The organism is Pseudofrankia sp. EUN1h (assembly GCF_001854645.1).
GTDB lineage: Bacteria > Actinomycetota > Actinomycetes > Frankiales > Frankiaceae > Pseudofrankia > Pseudofrankia saprophytica.
This window is the reverse complement of record NZ_MBLN01000073.1, coordinates 1-16,768: the sequence shown is the minus strand read 5'-3', so window position 1 is coordinate 16,768 and position 16,768 is coordinate 1. Positions and strand designations below refer to the sequence as shown.

General features: G+C 72.8%; 13 protein-coding genes. 8 read left to right on the top strand and 5 right to left on the bottom strand.

All coding sequences use genetic code 11. The features are described from left to right. Positions 1-85: 85 nt before the first annotated feature. Positions 86-1,192 carry an ABC transporter substrate-binding protein gene (locus tag BCD49_RS28410; protein ID WP_007518251.1) on the bottom strand — a complete coding sequence of 369 codons (1,107 nt, stop codon included), beginning with the start codon at positions 1,190-1,192 and terminating at the stop codon, positions 86-88. Between the two features lie 200 nt (positions 1,193-1,392). Here BCD49_RS28410 and BCD49_RS28405 point away from each other — a divergent pair, with 200 nt between their 5' ends. Together BCD49_RS28405 and BCD49_RS28400 are read left to right on the top strand one after the other, a co-directional pair. After that, entirely contained in the window at positions 1,393-2,235 is an 843-nt protein-coding gene (locus BCD49_RS28405) for a TatD family hydrolase (RefSeq protein WP_007518253.1), read from the top strand. Next, positions 2,229-3,278, top strand: a complete 1,050-nt coding sequence (locus BCD49_RS28400; protein ID WP_007518255.1) for a 16S rRNA (adenine(1518)-N(6)/adenine(1519)-N(6))-dimethyltransferase — start codon at positions 2,229-2,231, stop codon at positions 3,276-3,278. The genes BCD49_RS28405 and BCD49_RS28400 overlap by 7 nt, the downstream gene beginning before the upstream one ends. Here the strand turns inward: BCD49_RS28400 and rsmI are convergent. Beyond that, positions 3,233-4,183, bottom strand: coding sequence for a 16S rRNA (cytidine(1402)-2'-O)-methyltransferase (rsmI, locus tag BCD49_RS28395; RefSeq protein WP_007518258.1), 951 nt, complete (start codon positions 4,181-4,183; stop codon positions 3,233-3,235). The two genes, BCD49_RS28400 and rsmI, sit on opposite strands and share 46 nt — an antisense overlap. Positions 4,184-4,407: 224 nt before the next feature. Between rsmI and BCD49_RS28390 the strand changes: the two genes are divergently transcribed. Continuing rightward, positions 4,408-6,159, top strand: coding sequence for a phospholipid carrier-dependent glycosyltransferase (locus BCD49_RS28390; RefSeq protein ID WP_007518259.1), 1,752 nt, complete (start codon positions 4,408-4,410; stop codon positions 6,157-6,159). A gap of 489 nt (positions 6,160-6,648) precedes the next feature. On the opposite strand, the gene BCD49_RS28385 is transcribed toward BCD49_RS28390, so the two are convergent. Then, positions 6,649-7,623, bottom strand: coding sequence for a ribose-phosphate diphosphokinase (locus BCD49_RS28385; RefSeq protein ID WP_007518262.1), 975 nt, complete (start codon positions 7,621-7,623; stop codon positions 6,649-6,651). Between the two features lie 111 nt (positions 7,624-7,734). Continuing rightward, a complete protein-coding gene (gene glmU / locus BCD49_RS28380) occupies positions 7,735-9,258 on the bottom strand; it encodes a bifunctional UDP-N-acetylglucosamine diphosphorylase/glucosamine-1-phosphate N-acetyltransferase GlmU (protein WP_007518264.1) in 1,524 nt (507 codons plus the stop codon). A 1,090-nt stretch (positions 9,259-10,348) separates the two neighbouring features. Between glmU and BCD49_RS28375 the strand changes: the two genes are divergently transcribed. Both BCD49_RS28375 and BCD49_RS28370 read left to right on the top strand, forming a co-directional pair. Then, positions 10,349-11,386, top strand: a complete 1,038-nt coding sequence (locus tag BCD49_RS28375) for an acyl-CoA desaturase (protein WP_007518266.1) — start codon at positions 10,349-10,351, stop codon at positions 11,384-11,386. A gap of 132 nt (positions 11,387-11,518) precedes the next feature. Then, positions 11,519-13,357, top strand: a complete 1,839-nt coding sequence (locus tag BCD49_RS28370; RefSeq protein ID WP_071042097.1) for an ABC-F family ATP-binding cassette domain-containing protein — start codon at positions 11,519-11,521, stop codon at positions 13,355-13,357. Here the strand turns inward: BCD49_RS28370 and BCD49_RS28365 are convergent. After that, positions 13,354-14,424, bottom strand: coding sequence for a 4-(cytidine 5'-diphospho)-2-C-methyl-D-erythritol kinase (locus tag BCD49_RS28365; protein WP_083401747.1), 1,071 nt, complete (start codon positions 14,422-14,424; stop codon positions 13,354-13,356). The genes BCD49_RS28370 and BCD49_RS28365 overlap by 4 nt on opposite strands. Positions 14,425-14,792: 368 nt before the next feature. Here BCD49_RS28365 and BCD49_RS28360 point away from each other — a divergent pair, with 368 nt between their 5' ends. The 3 genes from BCD49_RS28360 to BCD49_RS28350 all read left to right on the top strand — a co-directional run. Then, on the top strand, positions 14,793-15,413 hold the full coding sequence (locus BCD49_RS28360) for a 50S ribosomal protein L25/general stress protein Ctc (protein ID WP_071042116.1): 621 nt from the start codon (positions 14,793-14,795) through the stop codon (positions 15,411-15,413). A gap of 167 nt (positions 15,414-15,580) precedes the next feature. Further along, complete coding sequence (gene pth, locus BCD49_RS28355; protein ID WP_007520649.1) at positions 15,581-16,168, top strand: aminoacyl-tRNA hydrolase; 588 nt, start codon at positions 15,581-15,583, stop codon at positions 16,166-16,168. Between the two features lie 235 nt (positions 16,169-16,403). Then, positions 16,404-16,768 (top strand): IS110 family transposase (locus tag BCD49_RS28350; RefSeq protein WP_158072971.1); only part of this gene is annotated, 365 nt, incomplete at its 3' end.

Below are 16,768 nucleotides of genomic sequence, written 5' to 3'. Positions count from 1 at the left end.
GGAGGCGCGCCTCGCGGAGGCCCGGCCCCGGAGCGAAGCGAGTACGGGGCCGTAGCGCCGTGCCCGCACGGAGCGAACCAGAAACTCAGCGGTAGGGGCGGGGGGTGAGGCCGGGGTTGGCCGTGCGGGCCTGCCAGCGGGGATGCGCGAAGCGCGCCCGCGCGCCCTCCCGGGGCCACACCGTCCAGGAGGTGCCGGACTGCCACTGCACGATCGGGATCTGGTGGCCCACCTGCAGGCCGGTCGTCTCGTCGAGGCGGAAACGGCCGAGCAGCGTCATGGTGTCCAGGCCGCGGGCCGCGGCGAGCACGGCGGTGTCGTCGGCGCTGCCGGAGCGGCGGATGGACGCGCCCAGAATGAGGCCGGCCACGAACGTCCAGGCGGCGGTCGCCGTCGGCGGGGTGCCGTGCAGGGCGCTGAAGTCGGCGGTGAACGCCCAGGCGTTCGGGCCGGTGGTCGTCTCGGCCATGCTGTCCGGCAGCCAGCTGCCGGGCGCGAGCAGGCCGTCGCTGGAGTCGCCGAACGTGGCTGAGCCCTGGACGCTGACCGCGGTGGAGAAGGCCGCGGCCTTCCACGGGCGGCGCAGCAGGGCGCTGGCGGCTGTCAGCTCGTCGTCGGGGTCGGCCTGCACGATCAGGACGTCGGCGGAGGGCAGCCTGCTGGCCGCGATCGCGGCCTGGCCCGGGCCGAACGTGCTGGTGGTGATCTCGAACCCGAGCGAGCGGGCGGCCGCCTTCGTGCTGGCCGTGGCCTCGATGGCGAAGTCGCCGGCCGCCAGCAGCAGTACGGCCTTGCGGGCGGTGCGGTCCGCCGACCGGACCAGGGCGAGCACCTGGCGCGGCCAGGTCGACGACGGGGCGGCGATGTTGATGACCCTGGGGTAGGCCTGGCGCATGAACCGGGTGGTCGGGGCGCCGGCGTTGAACACGACCCGGTCGGTCGCCGAGACGGCGGCGAGCGCCGCGCGCCGGCCGTAGGGGCCGATGATGGCCGCGGGCCTCGCGGCCGCCGCGGTCCGCATCGCGGCCGCCGCGTCCGGGTAGGCGTCATAGGCCGTCACGCTGATGTCGGTCCACGGCGCGGGCAGGTACTCGTCCCGGGCCCACAGGGTCAGCCCGCGCAGGCTCGCCAGACCCTGTGTCGCGTCGGGACCGGTCAGCGGAGTGACGAGGGCGACGGTCAGAGCGGTCATCGGCATCCGTGTAGCAAGCGACCCATGGAGAGGCATCCCCGATGCTGGCAGGGCGGCCAGACCCCCAGATCTGGCCACACGAGGACCGCCATCCGCGAGCCATAGGATCTGGAATCACGCGAACAGCGTCCTGCCGCAGCGTATCCGGGCGCCAACAAGCCCGTGAAGGTAGGTGTGAGGTCTTTGGTGGGAGTAGAGCGGTGACGGCCGAGAATGCGCGCGCTAAGAACACGGGACGCACGGGTGGGCCGCCGCCAGCGCCGGACCCGCTCGGCGTCGAGATCATCGACAGCCACTGCCACCTCGACCTGATGGACACACCCGCGGCCGAGGCGGTCGCGGCCGCCCGGGCCGTCGGCATCCGCCGGATGGTCACCGTCGGGGTGGACCTGCCGACCAGCCGTTGGCAGGCCGACGTCGCGGCCGAGTTCCCGGACGTCTACGCGGCCGTCGCGATCCACCCCAACGAGGCCGCCCACGGCGTCGACGAGGAGACGTTCGCCGAGCTCACGACGCTCGCCCGGCTGCCGAAGGTGCGCGCCGTGGGCGAGACCGGGCTGGACTACTTCCGGACGCCACCCGAGCAGCACGCCGCCCAGCAGGCGAGCTTCCGCCGCCACATCGCGATCGCGAAGGAGACGGGGCGGCCACTGATGATCCACGACCGGGAGGCGCACGCGGACACGCTGCGCATCCTGGCCGAGGAGGGCGCGCCCGCGACCGTCGTCTTCCACGCGTTCTCGGGTGACGAGGAGATGGCGAAGACCTGCGCGGACGCCGGCTACGTGATGTCGTTCGCCGGAAACGTGACCTTCAAGAACGCCGACGGGCTGCGCGCGGCCGCGGCCGTCGCCCCCGCCGAGCTGCTGCTCGTCGAGACGGACTCGCCGTTCCTCACCCCGATGCCCTACCGGGGGCGGCCCAACGGCCCCTACCTGGTGCCGCTGACGCTGCGCGCGATCGCCGAGGTCCGCGGCGCGGCGGTGGACGAGCTGGCTGTCACGGTCGCCGCGACCGCCGAGCGAGTGTTCGGACCTTGGTAGGCGGCACGCCGGCGGGCGAGCGGGTGGTGACGGGCGCCTCGGCGAGCGCCAAGGGCGCCGCGACCGGCGGACGGGCGGACGGGCTGCTGTCCGGCGCCGACATCAGGGCGATCGCGGCCGCGCTGGACCTGCGGCCGACGAAGAAGCGTGGGCAGAACTTCCTGGTCGACCCGAACACGGTCCGCCGGCTGGTACGGCTGGCCGGCATCGGTCCGGGCGACGTGGTGCTCGAGGTGGGGCCGGGGATCGGGTCGCTGACCCTCGGCCTGCTCGGCGCCGCGCGCCGGGTGGTCGCCGTCGAGGTCGACCCGGCGCTGGCCACGGCACTGCCGGCGACCGCCGCCGCCCGGCTGGCCCCGGCCGTGGCCCGGCGCCTCACGGTGCTCACCCGGGACGCGCTGCGGCTCGACCCCGCCGACCTGTCGTCCCCCGCGGAGTCCCTGGAGCCGGAAGGGGCGGACGGGCCGGACGGGCCGGAAGGGGCGGCCACGGTCACCGAGGACGTGATCGTCGACGAGGCAGTCGACGAGGAGGCGCCGGGCGTGCTCGCGGCGAACCTGCCGTACAACATCGCCGTACCGCTGCTGCTCGGGCTGCTGGCACGGATCCCGTCGATCCGGCGCGGCCTGGTCATGGTCCAGGCGGAGGTGGCCGACCGGCTGGTCTCCCCGCCGGGCGGCCGGGTCTACGGCGTGCCAAGCGTCAAGCTCGCCTGGTACGCCGAGGCTCGCTCGGCGGGGCCGGTGCCGCGGTCGGTGTTCTGGCCGGTGCCGAACGTCGACTCCGGGCTGGTCGCGTTCACCCGCCGGCCGGCGCCCGCGCCGGACGCGCTGCGCGCCGACGTGTTCGCCGCGGTCGACGCGGCGTTCGCCCAGCGCCGCAAGACGCTGCGCTCGGCCCTGGCCGGCTGGGCCGGCTCGCCCGCCGCCGTCGACCGGATCGCCGCCGCGGCCGGCATCGACCCAGGCGCCCGCGGCGAGACCCTGGACGTCGCCGCCTACTGCCGCCTCGCCGCGGCCCGTGCCGCGACGAGGGCGGCGTAGACGTCGGCGCGGGCGACACCGTAGTCGGTCATGACCGCCCGGCGGGCGTCGGCGCGGGAGAGGCCGGCGGCCTCGTGGCCGGCCACCGCCGCGGCGAGCTCGGCCAGGGTCGGGGGAGCGGGCGGCCCGAGCGGTTCCTCGTCGTCCATCGCATGCCCGACGGCGACGGCATGCTCGTCGACCATGGCCGGCCCGTCGACAACGGCACGCCCGCGGGTTCCGGGGGCGCCGCCGACGACCAGGGTGAGCTCGCCGCGGATCTCGCGGCCATCCTGGGCCCAGCCCACCAGCCGGGCGAGGTCGCCGCGGACGACCTCCTCCCAGGTCTTGGTGAGCTCCCGGCACAGCACCGCGGGGCGCTCGGCGCGGAAGACCGTGGCCAGGTCGACGAGACTCGCGGCCAGCCGGTGCGGAGCCTCCAGGAAGACCATCGTGCGCCGCTCGGTCGCGAGCTCGCGCAGCCGGGAGCGGCGCTCGCCGCCGCGGCGCGGCAGGAAGCCCTCGAACGTGAACCGGTCGCTCGGCAGCCCGCTGACGGCCAGCGCCGCGGTCACCGCGGACGGTCCGGGCACGACGGTGACGGTCACCCCGGCGGCGGCCGCCGCCGCGACCACCCGGAAACCGGGGTCGGAGACCGCCGGCATACCGGCGTCGGTGATGAGCGCGACCGTCCGGCCCGCGAGCAGCTGTTCCGTCAGGGCCGTGGCCCTGGCGCCCTCGACCGCGTCGTAACAGGAGACGATCCGCCCGGTGATGGTCACCTCGAGCGCGTGCGCGAGCCGCCGGACCCGCCGGGTGTCCTCGGCGGCGACGACGTCCGCCGTCGTCAGCACCTCGGCGAGCCGGGGACTGGCGTCTCGCGGGTCGCCGATGGGCGCCCCGCACACGATCAGCACCCCGGTCATTCGCCGCCCCTGTCCCGCTGTCTCGCCTGGTCGCGTCCTGCTCGTGCCGCCGGCCCATCCTCGTCGGCCGGCCCGTTCCTCTCCCGGCCGGTGACTCCGGGCGGGCTTCCGGGCCGCCGCCTCACCGTCTGTCCGGGGGTCTCCGGGTTCGGCCGGGAAGATCGTGATCCCGCATCGTTCGGACACCGCGCAGTCTTTCAGTTCGGACGACCTACGCTGATGGCGTGACCGTGACGACGACGGCCCATCCGACCCTGGCCGATGCCGGCCCGGCCGCGCCCGCGGTCGTGGGGCACGCGCGCGACGGCGACCATGCCGGTCAGCCAAGCGGGCGCGGGCCACTGCGTGACCGGCTGTGCCCACCGATGCCGTCCGACCGCCTCGCCGGCTGGCTGGCCGCGCTCGCCGTCACGCTGGTCGCCGGCATCCTGCGGTTCTGGCGGTTGACGGAGCCGAAGGGCATCTACTTCGACGAGGTCTACTACACCAAGGACGCCTGGGGTCTGATGACCCACGGCTACGAGGTGGACAGCAAGAACTGCGTCGGCCCCGGTTACGTCGTGCACCCGCCGCTGGGCAAGTGGTTCATGGCAGCGTCGGAGAAGATCTTCGGATATACGGACTGCTCCGGCGCGGTGCACGGCAACCCCGAGCTGGGGTGGCGGTTCGCGTCGGCGCTGTTCGGGACGATCGCGGTGCTCGTGTTGACCCGCACGGCGCGGCGGATGTTCCGCTCGACGATCCTCGGCTGCTTCGCCGGGCTCCTCCTGGCGTTCGACGGGCTGGAGTTCGTCCAGAGCCGGATCGGCATTCTGGACATCTTCCTGATGACCCTGCTGGTCGCGGCGCTGGCCTGCCTGGTCCTGGACCGCGACTACGGGAGGGCGAAGCTCGCCGACCGGATGACCGCGCTCACCGCCGCGCGGCCGCGGGACGCGGACTCGGCCGCGTCGGTGGCCACGTCCGAATCCGCGGCCGCGGATTCGTCGGACGGCGGCGACGGCGTGTCCATCGGGGACGCGACCCTGGACGAGCGCGATCGGGCCGCGCGCGAGCGCGACACCCGCTACGGGCCGAAGCTCGGCCTGCGCCCCTGGCGGCTCGCTGCCGGGTTCTTCCTGGGCGCGTCGATGGGCGTGAAGTGGAGCGGCCTGTACACGCTGCTCGGTTTCGCGGTGCTGGCGATCGTCTGGGACGCGGGCGCCCGCCGGACCGCGGGAGCGCGGCAGCCGATGCTGGGCGCGTTGCGACGGGACGTGCCGGCCTGGTTCGGCTGCTACGTCCCCCTGCCGATCGCGACCTTCCTGGCGACGTGGACGGGCTGGTTCGTCACCGACGGGGGCTACGACCGGCACGCCTACGGCAACGGGTTCACGGCGATGTGGCGGGGCTGGTGGGCCTACCAGGACGCGATCCTCAACTTCCACGAGCACCTGACCACCAAGACCTCGCCGCACCCGGCGCAGTCCGCGCCGTTCAGCTGGCTGGTGCTCGGCCGGCCGGTTCCCTACTACTACGACGGCCCGGCGTTCGGCCAGAAGGGCTGCACCGCCGCGGGCGGCTGCTCGCGTGAGGTGCTGGCCATCGGCAACCCGGCCGTCTGGTGGGTCGGTACGGCCTGCCTGGTCGTGATGGTGGCGCTGTGGGTGGTCCGGCGGGACTGGCGGGCCGCGCTGGTACTGGTCGGCTTCGCCTCGTCGTTCCTGCCCTGGGAGCTCGTCCCGAGCCGGACGATGTTCTTCTTCTACGCGCTACCGCTGCTGCCGTTCCTGGTCCTCGGCATCACCGCGACCGCCGGCCTGGCCCTGGGCCCACGCGAGGCATCCGACACCAGACGCCTCGTGGGCGCCCTGTCAGTCGGCGTCTACCTGATCGCCGTAGTCCTACTGTTCGCCTACTTCTACCCGATCCTCGCCGCCCAGCAGATCCCACTCTCCGGCTGGCGAGCCCGCATGTGGTTCCCCGGCTGGATTTGAAGGGCTGGCTGAATTTCTGGTTCGCTCTGTCTCTGGTTCGCTCCGTCCGGGCACGGCGCTACGGCCCCTTACTCGCTTCGCTCCCAAGGGACCTCCGCGCCGTGTCCTCCTCCGCGAACGTGCGCTGCGGCGACCTCCGCTGCGGCACCCCTACGTCGCTTCGCTCGTAGGGATGCCTCCGCGGAGGTGCGCCTCCGCGCCAGCTGGGTTGCGTGCCGTTGTGTCGTCACCAGCTGAAACCACAGCGCTCGTATGGGCACTTCGCTTCGCTCGTGGCGGTCTTCGCGCCCGTTTGGGCACTCCACGAGCGCAGCGAAGTGGCCCTACGGATGGGCCTGCTTCGGTTTGGTGACGTTCGGCGTTAGGTGACCGTGCGGCGCGGAGGTCGCCGTAGCGCCCGTGAGCGGAGGAGGACGGCGCGCGGAGGTCCCTTGGGAGCGAAGCGAGTAAGGGGCCGGAGCGCGCCGCCCGGACGGAGCGAACCAGAGATCAAGCGTCTCCGCCGAAGAGGCTGGTGACCGAGCCGTCCTCGAAGACCTCGCGGATGGCGGCGGCGAGCAGCGGCGCGATCGACAGTTCGGTGATCTTGTCGAGCCTGGCGTCGGCGGGCAGCGGCAGGGTGTTGGTCAGCACGACCTCGCTGATGTCGGAGTTCTTCAGCCGGTCGATGGCCGGTCCCGACAGCACCCCGTGGGTCGCGGCGGCGATGACGGAGCTCGCGCCGTTGGCCTTCAGTGCCTCCGCCGCCTTGGTGATCGTGCCGGCGGTGTCGATCATGTCGTCGACGATGACGCAGGTGCGCCCGGCCACCTGGCCGACCACCTCGAACATCTTGACCTGGTTCGGGACGTCCTTGTCGCGGCGCTTGTGGATGATCGCGAGCGGGCAGTTGAGCCGGTCCGTCCAGCGCTCGGCGACCCGGACCCGGCCGGAGTCGGGCGCGACCACGGTCACCTCGGAGGCGTCGACCTTGCTCTCGATGTAGTCGGCCAGGAGCGGCAGGGCGAACAGGTGGTCCACCGGGCCGTCGAAGAAGCCCTGGATCTGCGCGGTGTGCAGGTCGACCGACATCAGCCGGTGCGCGCCGGCGGTCTTGAACAGGTCGGCGACCAGCCGGGCGGAGATCGGCTCGCGGCCGCGGTGCTTCTTGTCCTGCCGGGCGTACGGGTAGAACGGGGCGACGACGGTGATCCGCTTGGCGCTGGCGCGCTTCAGCGCGTCCACCATGATCAGCTGTTCCATCAGCCAGGTGTTCACCGGCGCGGAGTGCGCCTGCAGGACGAAGGCGTCGCAGCCGCGGACGGACTCCTGGAACCGTACGAAGATCTCTCCGTTGGAGAAGTCGTACGCGCTGGTCGGCACCGTCCGCACGCCGAGCTGCTGCGCGACCTCGGCCGCGAGCTCCGGGTGGGATCGGCCCGAGAAGAGCATCAGGCTGCGCCGGTTCTCCGTCTGGTAGCCCACCGTGTCTCCTTGACGTCTCCTGGCGCCCGTGGCGGCCCCAACCAGCCCCCTAGGTTCCGTTGCCCTGGTCGCGAATGCCAGCGATGCGGGACGGTGAGGGAGTGATGTGGCTTAGTTCACGGCCAGACGCTCGGATGTCGGCTGTGCGTCGCCTGCCGGAGAGGTCTCCTCCACCGGGGAGGTCTCGCCCGCCCGCTGTGCGGCGGCGGCCGCGGCGGCCGCCGCCGTTCCCGGCCGGGCCCGCTCGACCCACCCCTCAATTGTGCGCTGCCGGCCCTCGGTGATGGCCAACGCCCCCGGTGGGACGTCCGATCGGACCACGGCCCCGGCGCCGGTGTAGGCACCGTCGCCGATCACGACCGGGGCGATGAGCACCGTGTCGCTACCGATCTTCACGTCCGAGCCGATCATGGTCCGGTGCTTGTGGACGCCGTCGTAGTTGGCGAACACCGTGGAGCAGCCGATGTTGGACCGCTCGCCGATGGTCGCGTCGCCGACGTAGGCGAGATGCGGCACCTTGGTCCCGGCGCCGATGTCGGCCGCCTTGGTCTCGACGTAGGCCCCGATCCGGCCGTTCGGGCCGAGGCGGGTCCCCTGCCGCAGATGCGCGTACGGGCCCACCCCGGCACCCGGGCCGATCCATGACTCGGTGACGGTGCTGCGCTCGACGAACGCGCCGGCGTCCACGACGGTGTCGGTCAGGGTGCTGTCCGGCCCGACCACGCTGCCGGCGGCCAGATGGGTGGAGCCGCGCAGATGGGTGTTCGGCAGCACCGTGCTGTCCGGCTCGAACGTCACGCCCGCGTCGATCCAGGTGGTCGCCGGGTCGACGATCGTCGTGCCGGCGAGCATCGCCGCCCGTGCCAGCCGGTCGCGCAGCACCGCGCCCGCCGCGGCCAACTGCACCCGGTCGTTGACGCCGGCCGTCTCGCCCGCGTCCGGCGCGACGTGCGCCGCGACGGGCTCGCCCTCGGCGACCAGCAACCCGATCACGTCGGTGAGGTACTCCTCGCCCTGCGCGTTGTCCGTCGTCAGCCGGGCCAGCGCCGAGCGCAGCAGCCCGACGGTGAACACATAGACCCCGGCGTTGACCTCCGGGATCGCCGCGGTCGCCGCGTCCGCGTCCCGCTGCTCGACGATCGCCCGCACGGACCCGCCGGCCGTCCCGCCGTCCGCCGGATCACGCACGATGCGCCCGTAGCCGGTCGGATCGGGCATCACCGCCGTCAGCACGCTCGCCGCCGCGCCCCGCTCGGCGTGCAGCGCGAGCAGCGCGGCGAGCGTCTCGGAGGTCAGCAGCGGAGTGTCGCCGGGCAGCACGGCGACCCAGTCCTCGGGACGAAGACCGTCCAGCGCGCCGAGCGCGACCCGTACCGCGTGCCCGGTGCCGCCCTGCCGGTCCTGCACGACGGTGCGCACACCGTCCCGGTGCCGCAGCGACGCGGCGACTTCCTCGCGCCCGTGACCGATGACGACGACCGTGTGCCGCGCCCCCAGCGGGCCCGCGGCGGCGAGGACATGGTCGAGCAGACTTCGCCCGGCGACGCGGTGCAGCACCTTCGGGGTGGCGGACCGCATCCGGGTCCCCGCGCCAGCCGCCAAGACGATGGTGGCCGCCAGACGTCCCTGGGTCACGACCGCTCCCCCTGTGATCCGCAGCGGGCCCGAACCGCGCCCAACCCGCGCTCCCGTCGACGCCCACACCCTACCCGGCCACGTTCCTCACTTCGTCCCACCCCCGACCGCCATTTCCGCGCCAGCACGCGGAAAGATCCGTGACGGAAACGGGCCAGGAAAACCGCCGGCGAGAAGAACGACGGCGCGTCGACCGGGCGCCGCGCCGGCCGCTCCATCAGCGCGTCGACCATGGTGAGCCGCGCTGGCCGGGCCAGCCCGGACCCGGTGGGAATTAGACGCCGCGCGACCGGGTGATGGTAGACTTCTGCTGCTTTCGCGGTCCGCCGTGGTGTAATAGGCAGCACAGGAGATTTTGGTTCTTCTAGTCCACGTTCGAGTCGTGGCGGCGGAGCGAGGCGCGCCGGCCCTCCATGCTTGTTGACCTTCGGTCAACTTCGCCGGAGGCCGTAATTTTGCCCCGGGGCCGAGCCCCGGACCCCGCGCCAGGGGGCTTCGCCCCCTGGACCCCATCGGTGGTCGGGCCTGGTTTGTGGTTAGTGGGTAAGACCCGGCGGCTCCCACGTGATTTTGCCCCGGGATAGGGCCCCGGACCCCACGGCAGTGGGCTTCGCCCCTGGACCCCCGGTCATGATTCAACTGGTTTTCGTTCTTTTATTCACAATGTCGCGCGGAAGTGACCGTGCGGCGCGGAGGCGTGCCTCCGCGGAGGCCCGGCCACGGAGCGAAGCGAACGTGGTTGGGCCGCAGCGGAGGTCGCCGGAGCGCCCGTGAGCGGAGGAGGACACGGCACGGAGGTCCCGTGGGAGCGAAGCGAGTACGGGGCCGGAGTGCCGTGCCCGCACGGAGCGAACCAATGTAGGAGTGTCGTGCCCGCGCGGAGCGAACCAGAAAGCACAGAACGTCACGACGCGGACGAAACTCTCGCCGAGCGGTAACCGGTCGGCGGACGGGTAGTTAGAGGCCACAAGCGGACCGAAAGAGTTTGCGTGACGGTTGCCGTCATGGGGTCCGACGAACCTTCCAGACCGCTACCGTGAGCCCAAGAGGACCAGATGTGTGGACCTGCCGCGACAGACAGGATGCCGCGATGACCGCGACGACCGAGACGGTGCCGCCGACTGACTCCAGCCCGCCGGATCGGGAGGACGGGGCCGTGGGCCTGGCGCCCGGTTCCGCGGACACCCCCCGTGGCGAGCACACCAGCGCCCCCCGATGGATGGCGAAGGCCCGCATCGAGCAGGTGGTGCTCGCGACGATCATCCTCGTGCCCCTCGCGGCGCTGGTCGCCGCCGTCCCGCTGCTGTGGGACCGATGGATCACCTGGCACGACGTGGTGATTGCCGCTTTCATGTACGCGATCACCGGCCATGGGGTGACGGTCGGTTTCCACCGGTACTTCACCCATCGCGGTTTCAAGACATCCAGGCCCGTTCGTATCGCGCTCGCCGTGTTCGGCAACATGGCCATCGAGGGCCCGGTCATCCGCTGGGTCGCCGACCACCGCCGCCACCACGCCTACAGCGACCAGGAAGGCGACCCGCACTCGCCGTGGCGTTACGGCCCCGGCACGCGCGCGCTGACCAAGGGCCTGTGGCACGCGCACATCGGCTGGCTGTTCGACGTGGAGCAGACCGACCAGCGCCGCTACGCGCCCGACCTGCTCGACGACCGCGACATCGTGCTGGTAAGCCGGACGTTCGCGATCTGCGCGTTCGTGAGCCTGGCGCTGCCGACGCTCATCGGCGGGCTGTGGGGCGGCTCGTTCGAGGCGGCCCTGCGGGGGTTCTTCTGGGGCGGCCTGGTCCGGGTCGCGCTGCTGCACCACACCACCTGGTCGGTGAACAGCATCTGCCACGTGGCCGGCAGGCGCCCGTACAAGTCGCGCGACAGGTCCGGCAACGTCTGGTGGATGTGCCTGCCGTCGATGGGCGAGTCGTGGCACAACCTGCACCACGCCGAGCCGACGTCGGCCCGGCACGGGGTGAGGCTCTGGCAGATCGACACCAGCTTCTACATCATCAAGGCGATGGAGGTGACGAGGCTGGTCCGTGACGTCCGGTTGCCGACCTCGGACCGCCTCGCGAAGCTCGCGGCGACCAGCTCGGCCCCCGCGCCCGCCAGCTGACCTACCGCGCGTCGAGAGGGCCGTCGGAACGTCTCCGGCGGCCCTTTCGCGTTGGCGAGGACGCCCGGCGCCGACAGGTCAGGCAGGTTCGGGCGCTCCTCGCCCGAACCTGCCTGACCATAGGGTGAAAGGGTGGCCCATCTTCTTGGAGCGGAAGCCCTGCACCTGGAGTACCCGACGCGGGTCGTCTTCGACTCGGTGACGCTCGGCGTGAACGAGGGCGACCGGATCGGGCTGGTGGGACGCAACGGTGGTGGAAAGTCCAGCCTGCTCGGCCTGCTCTCGGGCCAGGTGTCGCCGGACTCGGGGCGGGTGACCCGCCGCGGMGGCGTCCGGGTGGGGGTGCTCGACCAGGCCGACACGCTCGATCACACGCGCACCGTCGGCCAGACGATCGTCGGCGACCGCCCGGAGCACGAGTGGGCCGGTGACCCCCGGGTGCGCGACGTCATCGCGGGGCTGGTCGTCGACATCCCCTGGGAGGCCAGGGCCGGAGAGCTCTCCGGTGGGCAACGCCGCCGGGTCGCGCTCGCCGCCCTGCTGCTGGACGAGTGGGACGTCGTCCTTCTGGACGAGCCGACCAACCATCTCGACGTCGAGGGCATCACCTGGCTCGCCGACCACCTCAAGCGGCGCTGGTCCCGCAACACCGGCGGTCTGCTGGTGGTCACGCACGATCGCTGGTTCCTCGACGAGGTCTGCACCATGACGTGGGAGGTGCACGACCAGATCGTCGAGCCGTTCGAGGGCGGCTATGCCGCCTACGTGCTGCAGCGCGTCGAGCGCGACCGGCAGGCCGCCGCCAGCGAGACGAAGCGGCAGAACCTGATGCGCAAGGAGCTGGCCTGGCTGCGCCGCGGCGCCCCGGCGCGCACGTCGAAGCCGAAGTTCCGCATCGAGGCCGCGAACACGCTCATCGCCGACGTCCCGCCGCCGCGTGACCGGGTGGAGCTTTCCCGCCTCGCGACCGCCCGGCTGGGCAAGGACGTGATCGACCTGCTGGACGCGTCCGTCTCCTTCGACGGCCGCCCCGTCCTGCGCGACGTGGAATGGCGGATCGGTCCCGGCGAGCGCACCGGCATCCTCGGCGCGAACGGAGCCGGCAAGTCGACCCTGCTCGGTCTGATCGCCGGGACCATCACGCCCGACTCCGGGGTGGTGAAGACCGGCAAGACCGTCCGGGTCGGTGTGCTCGACCAGGAGTTCGCCGAGCTCGCGGCGATCGCCGGCGACCGGGTGCGCGAGGTGCTCGACCGGACCAGGACGACGTTCGTCGTCGACGGCAGGGAGCTCACCCCGGCGCAGCTGCTGGAACGTCTCGGGTTCGCCCGCGAGCACCTGTCGGCCCGGGTCGCCGACCTGTCCGGTGGCCAGCGGCGGCGGCTGCACCTGCTGCTGGTGCTGCTGGCCGAGCCGAACGTCCTCGTGCTCGACGAGCCGACGAACGACCTGGACGTCGACATGCTCGCGGCGATGGAGGACGTCCTGGACTCGTGGCCGGGCACGCTGATCGCCGTCTCGCACGACCGGTACTTCCTGGAGCGGGTGACCGACCAGCAGTACGCGATTCTCGGCGGCCGGCTGCGGCACCTGCCCGGCGGGGTCGACGAGTACCTGCGGCTGCGGGCGGGCAGCGTGCCGGCGGGGTCGGCGGCGCCGGCGGCCATCGCGGCCGCGACGGCTGGTCGGACCGCTGCGGCGGGGACGGCCGGGCCGGCGGGGGCCGTGGGGCTGTCCAACGCCGAGCTGCGGGTCGCGCGCAAGGAGCTCGCGGCCATCGAGCGCCGCCTCGACCGGCTCGCCGCCCAGGTCGCGGCCGCGCACGCGGGCCTCGCCGGCCACGACCCGTCGGACTACGAGGGCGTCCTGCGCATCACCAAGGAGGTCGGCGAGCTGGAGGCGGAGATCGCCGCCCTGGAGGAGCGCTGGCTCGAGCTCTCCGAGCAGACGCCTTCGCCGTCGTCCAGCTAGGCCGGGGCCGGGATGGCGCCGTCCGTCGAGCCCGTGATGATCGTCGCGCCGGCGGCCGGGGCGGTCGCCCGGCGCACGGCGCGCGCCAGGCCGCTCGCCTCGAGCCCGGCGGCGAGCAGCGCGCCGTGCTCGGCGTCGCCGGCGAGGAAGGCGCAGGTCGGTCCCGAGCCGGAGACCAGCGCGCCGAGCGCGCCGTGCGCCCGGCCCGCCGCCAGCACGTCGCCGAGCGCCGGGCGCAGCCGGATCGCCGGGGCCTGCAGGTCGTTGACCAACGCCGCCCCGAGCTGGGCCGGGTCCGCGGTGGTCAGCGCGGCGAGCACCGCGTCGGCCGGCGTCGGCTCCGTCCGGCCGTCGTCGACCTGGTCGAACTCGCGGTAGACGGCGGGCGTCGACAGGCCGCCGTCGGCGAGCGCGAACACCCAGTGGTACTCGCCGGCGCTCGGCACCGGGGAGAGCCGCTCGCCGCGGCCGACGCCGAGCGCCGTGCCGCCGGTCAGCGGGAACGGCACGTCACTGCCGAGGCGGGCGGCGAGCTGCGCCAGCGTCTCGGCGGACAGCCCGGCTCCCCACAGCGCGTCGCAGGCGACGAGCGCGGCGGCGGCGTCCGCGCTGCCGCCGGCCATCCCGGCCGCGACCGGGATGCCCTTGGTCAGCGCCAGGTGGATCCGCGCGCCGCGGATGCCGGCGGCCTCGGCGACGAGCAGGGCCGCCCGCACGGCCAGGTTGTCGGCGTCGGTGGGCACCACCGACACGTCGTCGGCCGCGCCGGCACCGCCCGGCGCGGCCGCGCCCTCGCCGGTGATCTCGACGGTGACGGCCACGGCCGGCGCGCCCTGGGCGGGGGCGACGCCAGGGGCGCGGACCTCCTCAGGGGCGCCGGGCAGCGCGGTCACCGTCAGCTCGTCATACAGCGAGACGGCCTGCAGGACGGTGATGACCTCGTGGTAGCCGTCGGCGCGGCGCGGCCCGACCCCGAGGTGCAGGTTGACCTTGGCCGGCGCGCGGACGGTCGTGGCCGGTCGCGCGGGTGCCGATCCGGTGGGTCCGATGGACAGCTCGGTGGACAGCTGGGGCTCCTTCCGAGGGGTCTGCCTTACCCGGAGAACCTATCCGGCGGCGGCCGCGCGCCGACGGCGCGCCGACCGGTCCCGGCGCGTTCCCGTACCGCGTGTCGCCGCCGCCGGTGAATCCCACGGCATTGCCGACGGTGTTGTGGGGAGGGGACAGGCATGATGCCGGACCCGCGTCGGGTACTGTGAAGAGCCGCGATCCTGATGACGACGGTGGTGTCCGGGTCTGGTCCTGCTTCCAGACATCTGGCTCTGCTTCCAGACAACAGACTCAGACACACAGGCGCTGTGCTTCTCCGCACGAGACCTGTCGTCGTCCAGGTCCCGCCAGCAGCTGAGCCAGTCGTGAGAGGATGAGCACCGCCATGTCCGAGGTCCGCATCGCCGCGGAGCCGCGCACCGAGTTCGGGAAGGGCGGCGCTCGTCGCACCCGTCGGGCCGGCAAGGTTCCGGCTGTCCTGTACGGTCACGGTCAGCCACCGCGCCACGTCGCACTGTCCCATCGGGAGCTGATGCACGCGTTCAAGACCGACGCGGGCACCAACGTCCTGCTCACCCTCGACCTGGGTGACGCCACCGAGCTCGCGCTCCCCAAGGACATCCAGCGTCACCCCATCCGGGGAACCTTCGAGCACGTCGACCTGGTTCTCGTCCGCCGTGGCGAGAAGGTCACCGTCGACGTGCCCATCACGGTCGTCGGTGACGCCCACCCGGACGCCATCATCGACGTCCAGAACAACACCGTGTCGGTGAGCGCGCCGGCCACCTCCATCCCGGACGGTCTGGAGGCCAGCGTCGCCGGCCTCGAGCCCGGTTCGAGCATCTCCGCCGGTCAGCTCGACCTTCCGGACGGCGTGACCCTGGAGATCGATCCCGAGGTCGTCRTCGTCCAGGTGCTGCTCAAGCCGACCGCGGCCCAGCACGAGGCCGAGATCGGCGACACCGGCGAGGGCGAGGCCGCGCCGGCGGAGGCCGTCGCCGAGTAACGGCGGCCGGACGGCCAACCGTCGCGAGACGTCCCGGCGCGGGCCAGCACAGCTGGTCCGCGCCGGTCGTCGCTCGCCTCGTCGTCTTCTGACCTACCCGGTCCTTCTGACGACCTCCTGACACGGCAAGTTCACGGCACGACGACGGATAGCGGCGGGGCTAAGGGATGGCGGGCGAGGACAGCGGGGCCTGGCTGGTCGTCGGGCTGGGCAACCCGGGCGCCGAGTACGCCGCCACCCGGCACAACGCCGGCTACCTGGTGGTCGACGCGCTCGCCGAGCGGCACGGTGCCCGGCTGCGCTCCCACAAGGCCCGCGCCGACGCCGACCAGATCCGGCTCGGTGGCGAGGCGGTCGTGCTGGCGAGAACCCGGACGTACATGAACGTCTCCGGGCCGCCGGTCGCCTCGCTGCGGGCGTTCTTCAAGGTCGACCCGGCGCGGCTGATCGTGGTGCACGACGAGCTCGACATCCCGTTCGGCGCGGTGCGGCTCAAGCGCGGCGGCGGGGACAACGGGCACAACGGGCTGCGGTCCATCACCTCGTCGCTGGGAACCCGTGACTACCTGCGGGTCCGGTTCGGCATCGGCCGCCCGCCAGGGCGGATGGACCCGGCCGACTTCGTGCTGCGGGACTTCGCCGTGCCGGAACGCAAGGAAGTTCCCTTCCTGGTCGACCGCGCGGCGGACGCGGTGGAGGCGCTGGTCGGCGAAGGCCTGGAGCCCGCCCAGAACCGCTTCCACACCCTCGCCTAATGGGGCTGCACCGGTTCTATCCGTGATGGATTGGTGTCCGAGCCGCCAGCGGTCGAGCACTCGTTTCGCCAGGCCTGATGATCGAGGTCTAGTCCTAGATCGTGTCGCCGCTGGTTCGCTGGGAGGGTGAGACGACCGGTGGGATGTCGTGCCGTCGAGCACTGATCCATTAGGGTGTGCGCGATCCTTCCCGAAGGCTCTGTTGAATGATCGACAGCTGGGAAGGGAACCGGGGTTGCTGTTCGTCGGGGATGACTGGGCCGAGGCCCATCACGACATCGAGATCCAGGACGAGACCGGCCGGCGGCTCGTGCGCCGTCGGCTGCCGGAGGGCGTGGCCGGGATCGCCGAGCTGCACGGCCTGATCGCCGACCATCTGGGCGATGGGGACGAGYCTGCGGCGGTGGTGGTCGGGATCGAGACCGACCGTGGGCCGTGGGTCGGCGCGCTGGCCGCGGCCGGCTACCAGGTCTATGCGATCAATCCGCTGTCCGCGGCCCGGTACCGGGAACGGCACGTCACCTCGGGGGCGAAAAGCGACGCCGGCGACGCGAAGGTGCTCGCGGACCTGGTCCGCACCGACCGGGCCAACCACCGGCC